This window comes from Corallococcus terminator (assembly GCF_003611635.1).
In the GTDB taxonomy this organism is placed as follows: Bacteria; Myxococcota; Myxococcia; order Myxococcales; family Myxococcaceae; genus Corallococcus; species Corallococcus terminator.
Genome location: NZ_RAVZ01000442.1, coordinates 1 through 6,737, shown reverse-complemented (window position 1 = coordinate 6,737; position 6,737 = coordinate 1). Strand labels below are relative to the sequence as shown.

General features: G+C 70.0%; 7 protein-coding genes. 2 read left to right on the top strand and 5 right to left on the bottom strand.

What is annotated here, in order from left to right; genetic code table 11:
- The 4 genes from D7V88_RS37435 to D7V88_RS37420 form a co-directional block, all read right to left on the bottom strand.
- Positions 1–189, bottom strand: a 189-nt coding sequence (locus D7V88_RS37435) for an anti-sigma factor family protein (protein WP_244238604.1), incomplete at its 3' end; no start/stop codon positions are given.
- Between the two features lie 5 nt (positions 190–194).
- Complete coding sequence (locus tag D7V88_RS37430) at positions 195–806, bottom strand: RNA polymerase sigma factor (RefSeq protein ID WP_244238603.1); 612 nt, start codon at positions 804–806, stop codon at positions 195–197.
- A gap of 107 nt (positions 807–913) precedes the next feature.
- Positions 914–1,537 (bottom strand): hypothetical protein, encoded by a 624-nt coding sequence (locus D7V88_RS37425; RefSeq protein WP_120545351.1) that lies wholly within the window; start codon positions 1,535–1,537, stop codon positions 914–916.
- A 98-nt stretch (positions 1,538–1,635) separates the two neighbouring features.
- Complete coding sequence (locus D7V88_RS37420; RefSeq protein WP_120545350.1) at positions 1,636–2,274, bottom strand: hypothetical protein; 639 nt, start codon at positions 2,272–2,274, stop codon at positions 1,636–1,638.
- A 126-nt stretch (positions 2,275–2,400) separates the two neighbouring features.
- Here D7V88_RS37420 and dgcN point away from each other — a divergent pair, with 126 nt between their 5' ends.
- Both dgcN and D7V88_RS37410 read left to right on the top strand, forming a co-directional pair.
- On the top strand, positions 2,401–3,414 hold the full coding sequence (gene dgcN, locus D7V88_RS37415) for an N-acetyltransferase DgcN (RefSeq protein WP_120545349.1): 1,014 nt from the start codon (positions 2,401–2,403) through the stop codon (positions 3,412–3,414).
- A gap of 50 nt (positions 3,415–3,464) precedes the next feature.
- Positions 3,465–4,193 carry a YebC/PmpR family DNA-binding transcriptional regulator gene (locus tag D7V88_RS37410; protein WP_120538236.1) on the top strand — a complete coding sequence of 243 codons (729 nt, stop codon included), beginning with the start codon at positions 3,465–3,467 and terminating at the stop codon, positions 4,191–4,193.
- A 72-nt stretch (positions 4,194–4,265) separates the two neighbouring features.
- Here the strand turns inward: D7V88_RS37410 and D7V88_RS37405 are convergent, their stop codons facing one another.
- Complete coding sequence (locus D7V88_RS37405; protein WP_158625245.1) at positions 4,266–6,323, bottom strand: nucleoside hydrolase-like domain-containing protein; 2,058 nt, start codon at positions 6,321–6,323, stop codon at positions 4,266–4,268.
- Between the last annotated feature and the right edge of the window lie 414 nt (positions 6,324–6,737).

Sequence of the window (6,737 nt, the reverse complement as noted above, 5' to 3'; positions counted from 1 at the left end):
GGCGACGGGGGCCGGCTGGGGGCGCTGGGCCGAGCGGGCGTCCGCGGCGGCCTGCACCGCGACGCTGGCCTGCACCTGGTCCTCCAACCCCGCCTGGCACTCCGCGCAGTCGGCCAGGTGGACGCTGAACGCCTGGGTCTCCTCGGGGGTCAGCTCTCCGTCCACGAAGGCGGCGAGCTGTTCACACATCAGAGTCACGACGGGACCCCGGCGCTTCCCTGTCGCGCGAGGAGCAGCTCCTTGAGCTTCTTGCGGGCGCGGAACAGGCGGGTGCCCACCGTCATGGACGGGATGCCCAGCCGTCGGCTGATCTCCGCGTAGCTCTGTCGCTCCATGTCCTTCATGCGAACCACCTCGCGCAGCTCCGGGGGAAGCTGTTCCACCGCGCTCCACACGTCTTCAAGCGTGTAGTGCGCCCAGATTTCCGGCGGCGCTTCGGCCTCCGCCAGGGTGTCCCCCATCGCGTCGGTGAACTCCTCGTGGGGGTGGCGCCGGTCGTGCCGGCACCAATCGAGGAAGCGTCGAACGAGGATGGACGCCAGCCACGCCATGGGAGGCGCGGACCGGTCATACGTATGAAACGCGCGGAAGGCCCGCTCGTAGGTTTCCTGCAACAGGTCCTTCGCGTCGGAGGGGTTTCGCCCCCGACACAGGATGCGGGCCCGCTCTTCCAACGCGGGCGCGCACCGGGCGATGAGCGCCTGGAACTCCGCGGCGTCCTCGCGGGAAGCCGGGGGCCCCTCCTTCGCGGTTTCGGAGGACTCCCCGGGCCGGGGGGCTGCACGGGGCGATCTCGGGCGGAACACCACGGGGCCGTTCCTAGCAGGCCCTGCCCCGGCCGCGAAGTCCGACGATACCCGCCCGTGCGGTTCCCACCGAGCAGGTAGGTCCCCTCGCAGGGCCGCCCGGGGGGCTAGCAGGGGCCGTTTCCGATGTTCACGCCCGTGCGCACCCGGGTGGGGAAGACACCGAGCGCCGCTCCGATGCCCGTGACCCGGAACTTGCTATAGCCCGACCCGCCACTGCCGATGTTGAAGCGCAGTTGGCAGTAGGCCGGGAACGAGATGGGGCCCGTGCCCGCCGGGTGCCAGATGCCCGCCGCGCTGACATTGCCCAGGCTGTACCAGTACCCGTTGGCGTAGCCGAACGCGGCGCCCGCGACCAGCATGCCCTTGCAACCGCTCTCGGTGATGTTGGACGTCGAGGGGATGGCTTCCACGAAGGGCCGGGCGTACGTGCCGTTCAGGTTCGTGATCTCCGTCACGAAGCGGCGGGGGCACGACGTCTGATCGTAGGTGCCATCCGTGGACGTTCCGGAGAAGTCCGCGTACGAGCAGCGGGGATAGCTGGCCGTGACCGACGTGCCGTCCGGCTGCGCCAGCACCACGCCCGAGCCCACGCAGGACTCGTCCACGCCCTGCTCCTGGCTTCCGAGGGACTCCTCCCCGACAGGCTGGGGCTCGTCCTCCAACGGACCTCCACAGGCGGTGGCGAGCGAGGCGGCGAACAGGAGGGCGAAGGTCGGGGAGGTGCGCATGGGATGGGCTTTCGGAAGGTGGGGCGAAGAATGGGGAGCCCGGGATGGGGCTCCCCTTGGAGTTACGCCGGAGGTAGCGCGTATTCCCTACCCGGGGATTAGCAGGGGTTTCCTTCGAGGATTTCCGCGCCCACGCGCACGGGGATCTTGGTCCCGTACGACGTCGCGATGCCCGTCACCCGCACCTTGGAGTAGCCCGAGTCGCCGGGGACGTAGAAGCGCGTGCGGCAGAAGCCCGGGATGCCCGGGATGGCCGACGGGAGCCACCAACCCGTGCCCGTCACCGTGCCCAGGTAGATCCAGGTGGAGGTCGTGACAGCCCAGGCATCGGCGGAGACGGACTGGTTCTCGCAGGCCGACTTCGTGGTCGGGGCGTAGGTCGGGGCCGCCTCCACGAAGGGCTTGGCGAGCCGGCCACCGATGTTCGTCACATCCACCACGAAGCGGTCGACGCAGGACGACTGGTGATAGGTGGCGTCCACCGACACGGCATGGGTGGAGACGAAGCCCGTCTTGCGGCAGTTCCAGACGTAGGGAACCGTCGCGCCGTCCGGCTGCGCCAGCACCGTGCTGCTGGTGAGGCACGGGAGGACCGGCGGGAGCACGATCAGCTCCTCGCTGGCGCTGGCGACCTCGCCCTCCGGTCCTGTCAACGAGGCGTCCTCCTCCAGCGGACCACCACAGGCGGTGGCGAGCGAGGCGGCGAACAGGAGGGCGGCGGAAGAGGTGAAGCGCATGGGACGACTCCGGAGGGGGCAGGGATGAACAGGACGCTGTTGGGCCCTGACCTGTTACGTCCGGTGTCGCGCTTATTCCCCGCGCCATTTCCACGGCCTTTTTGCGCCGTGCTAAGGCGCTGACGCGTGGACATCGACAAGCCCTATCTGCTGTTCCTGGGAGACGTGAAGGATCAGCTCGCGGCCAAGACGGCCCACGGCATCGTGGACTGGCGGCCCGAGTGGTGCGTGGGACAACTGCGGCTGCCGGGATGCGTGGCGGACTGTGGGCTGCCCGACATGGACCTCGCGCAGGCGAAGGCCCGGGGCGCGCGCACGCTGGTGGTGGGCGTGGTGAACCCAGGAGGTGTGCTCGCGGACGCGTGGGTCACCCCGCTGGTGCAGGCCCTGGAGGCCGGGCTGGACCTGGCCACCGGCCTGCACAAGCGGCTGGGCTCCCTTCCCGCGGTGGCGGAGGCGGCGGCGCGACATGGGCGCAAGCTGCACGACGTGCGGTTTGCGGACCGGGACTTCGCCACCGGGAAGGGCACGAAGCGCCAGGGCTTGCGCGTGCTGACCGTGGGCACCGACTGCGCGGTGGGCAAGAAGTACACGGCGCTGGCCCTGGAGAAGGAGCTGCGCCATCGCGGGTGGAAGGCCGACTTCCGGGCCACGGGCCAGACGGGCATCCTCATCTCCGGGCGCGGCGTGGCGCTGGACGCGGTGGTGTCCGACTTCGTCGCGGGCGCGGCGGAATGGCTCACGCCGGACAACGACGCGGACCACTGGGACGTGGTGGAGGGCCAGGGCTCCCTGTTCCACCCGTCCTTCGCGGGCGTCACGCTGGGCCTGCTGCACGGCGCGCAGCCGGACGCCTTCATCGTCTGCCACGAACCCACGCGCACCACGATGCGCGGCGTGAAGCACGCGCTGCCGTCGATTCAAGAGGTCATCGACCGCACGGTGCTGGAGGGCCGGCTGACGAACCCCGCCATCCAGTGCACCGGCATCGCCATCAACACCGAGCACCTGACCGAGGACGCGGCACTCGCGCTCCTGGAAGCCACCGGGCGCGCGCACGGCCTGCCCTGCGTGGACCCCCTGCGCACGGGGGCGGGCCCCCTGGCCGACGCACTGGCGAGCCGCTTCCCGCGCGCGTGACGTGCGAAACCCGACCCACCGGGACGGGCCGCGATATAATCGGAGGCACCATGGGACGCATTTTCGAGACTCGCAAGGCGACGATGTTCGCCCGCTGGAACAAGATGGCGAAGATCTTCACGCGCATCACGAAGGACATCGTGATCGCGGTGAAGGCCGGCGGACCGGACCCGACCTCCAACTCCGCGCTGCGCCGGGCCATCCAGAATGCCCGCGCGGCGAACATGCCGAAGAACAACGTGGAGAGCGCGATCAAGCGCGCCAGCGGCCAGGACCAGGCCGACTACCAGATCGTCCTCTACGAGGGCTACGCGCCCCACGGCGTCGGCGTGCTGGTGGAGACGGCGACGGACAACATCGTGCGCACCGTGGCCAACGTCCGCTTCCCGTTCACCAAGCTGGGCGGAAGCATGGCCACCTCCGGCGGCGTGTCCCGCATGTTCAAGCGCATGGGCGCCATCCGCCTGGACCCCGAAGGGCTGGACCTGGAGACGCTGGAGCTGGAGCTCATCGACCACGGCCTCCAGGAGATGGGCGAGACGACGGGCGAGAAGGGGGAGAAGCAGCTCCTCCTGCGCTGCGAATTCGCCGACTTCGGCAAGCTCCAGGCGGCCATCGAAGCCAAGGGCATCTCGCCCCTGTCCGCGGAGTCCGAGTACATCCCCCTGGAGGGCACCCTCAAGGAGCTGCCCGAGGAGCAGGCCCAGGAGGTCCTCAAGCTGGTGGACATGCTGGAGCAGGACGAAGACGTGCAGCACGTCTTCCACAACCTGGCCTGAAGCGCGCCTGGGCTTTCAGGTGGAACGCCGGCCCCCGGTCGCATCCGGAGGCCGGCCCCGCTCACCGCGGCGTCAGAGCTGCTGAAGCTCCGCCGCGCCGAGCACCCTGTCGTACACCCGCACCGCGTCGATGCGTCCATTGAACGGCGTGCCGCCTCCGGGCCGGTTGCCCAGGGCGACGTTGAGGGACGGGTTGTACTGCGATGCCGGGACGCCGGTGGTGAGCGCCGCGTCCTGCACCCCGTTGACCCAGAGACGCAGCGCCACGCCGGGCTCGTACGTACCGGCCAGATGGATCCACTGTCCGGTGGGAAGCGACGACGCGCCGTTCACCAGCACGAGCTGCGTCGCGCTGCTGGCGACCTGGAAGGACGCGAAGCCGCCGGCCTCCACGTTGAGCGACCAGCCCCGGCTGCCGCTGCCGCCCTGCTTGTTCACGATGCGGCCGTTGCCGGCGAAGTCGTCGATGAACACCCAGGCGGAGAGCGTCATCGCGCCGGTGAGGCGAAGGTGCGTGGGATTGCCCAGGTCGATGCGGTCATCCACCCCGTCGAACTCCACCGCGCTCCCCTGATGGCCGGCGACCCACACCGGGCCGTTGAGGAGCGTGCCGGACTGCTGGAAGGACGAGCCATCCGCGGTGGTGCCACCCTGCCCTTCGTCCAGCTTCCACTCACCGCGCAGCGACGGGTCCCCACCGCTCGACGGCTGCACGGTGACGACGACGCGGCGGTAGCGGGTGAGCGCGGGGCTGCCGTTGTCGCGCACCGCGAGGATGAGGTGCACGGTGGAGGCCGTGCTGACGGTGGGCGCGGTGAAGCGCACGTCCCGGGTGGTGGCGCCGGTGAGGGCCACGGCCTGCGCGTGGGTGCCGGCCTCCAGGTACTGGAACCACTGGTAGGACAGCGTGTCGCCGTCCGGATCCGTGGAGCCGGTGGCGCTGAGGTTCACCACGCTCCCGGAGGCGACGGTGCGCTGGACGACCTGCGTGCCCGCGCCGCCGTCGATGCCCGCGACGGGCGCGTGGTTGGCGCCCGCGAAGGTGGCCGCGACACACCAGTCCAGGCGGGCCGCGAAGTCGTTCTGTTGCGCCTCACGCCAGCGGGCCACCGTCCACTTGCGCCGGACGCCGTAGTCGCTGTTGCCCGTCCAGTGCGCGTCCTCCGCGTCGATGAAGTGCTGGCCCGCGTCCAGTTTGAAGCGGCCTCCCCATCCGCCCCACGTGGGCTGCTCGGGGTCCTGGAGGCCGTTGGGCAGGACGTAGAACCAGCTTGGCGTGTCCCCTTCCTTCACGCCCTTCGTGTTGCGGGAGGTGCCGGGGTTCTGGATGACGACGGGGTAGCCCGCGCCCAGGACGCCATGGCCGGTGCGCACGTGCGTGTTGAGCCAGGCCTCCTGGTTCAACGGCACCACCGGGGACTCCACGAGCTGCACCGTGGGACGGCCGCCACCCGACGAGTCGTTCTGGTACATGCCCCGGAACAGCGACGTGTAGCCGTTGGTGGACGGCGGGCCGGCCTCCACGTAGCGCAGCGTGGGGAAGTTCGCGCGGATCCACTCGCCCGTCCCCTGGGGACTGGTGCCCTTGTCCTGGTCCGCGATGGCGTACACGCGCAGCCGGGAGAGGAACGTGGCGAGCTGGGCGGGCGTGCGCGCGGCCCGCACGTCGTAGAGGGCCTGCGCCAGCTCATGTGCCCCGCCCCAGATGGCCACGTACAGCGGCGCCGTCGAGGCATCCACCGTGGTGATGATGTGGTTGGAAGCCGCGGTGGAGCGCCCGGTGCCCAGGTTCGCGACGCCCCGGTCCTTCGTGCCCGCCTTGATGCGCGAGCGCAGCGTGGCCGCCGTCGGGAAGCCCGTGGCGTGCCGCGACAGGTTGGGCAGCACCGCTTCGTAGTCGTCGACGATGTCTTCAATCAGGTCGGGCCGGACCGTGGCGGTCTCCAGCTCGCCCGCCGTTCCCGCCGCCGAAGCCAGCAGCCCCGTGAGGTCGAACTCGTTCGCGTACAGCAGCAGCCGGCGCATGGACTGCTGATCATCCGGATCCCCACCGATGTCGGTGGTGACGAGGAGCCGCGGCTTCGCGGGCGCGGTCTGCGCGGACGCGGTGGAGGCCAGCAGCGTCGACACGGCAAGGGCCCACGAGGGAAGCCAGCGGGAACGAGGCCTCCCAGCCGCATGGCGGGGGGAGATGGGGGAATGTGTCATCACGAAAAGGCTCCAGGGGGCCAGGGGGAAGAAAGCCGATTTCCCTGGAATTCTTACACGCCTGCCGGAGGCGTGAATACACATCGAACACAGGCAATGGGCTGTCGCCCTTCCCCGGTCATACACAGACATCCCATCCGTTCACATTGAAACCCCGGGGTGGCCGTGCTTGCGTGAAACTCCAGCGGGCCGGGGCGCGATGGTGCAGGAAGGAAGTCCATGTCGGACGAAGGTGATGGGCAGGACCTGCGGGAGACGGTGAAGCGGCTGGAGGCCACGGTCGCGGCGTTGGAGACGCGGCTCGCGAGGCTGGAAGCCCCCGGTGCTCCCCTCCCC

What these genes read in the sequence shown, in the direction of transcription:
- D7V88_RS37425 (WP_120545351.1), bottom strand. Translation starts at nt 1,537, where the DNA reads ATGCGCACCTCCCCGACCTTCGCCCTCCTGTTCGCCGCCTCGCTCGCC.
- D7V88_RS37420 (WP_120545350.1), bottom strand. Translation starts at nt 2,274, where the DNA reads ATGCGCTTCACCTCTTCCGCCGCCCTCCTGTTCGCCGCCTCGCTCGCC.
- D7V88_RS37410 (WP_120538236.1), top strand. Translation starts at nt 3,465, where the DNA reads ATGGGACGCATTTTCGAGACTCGCAAGGCGACGATGTTCGCCCGCTGG.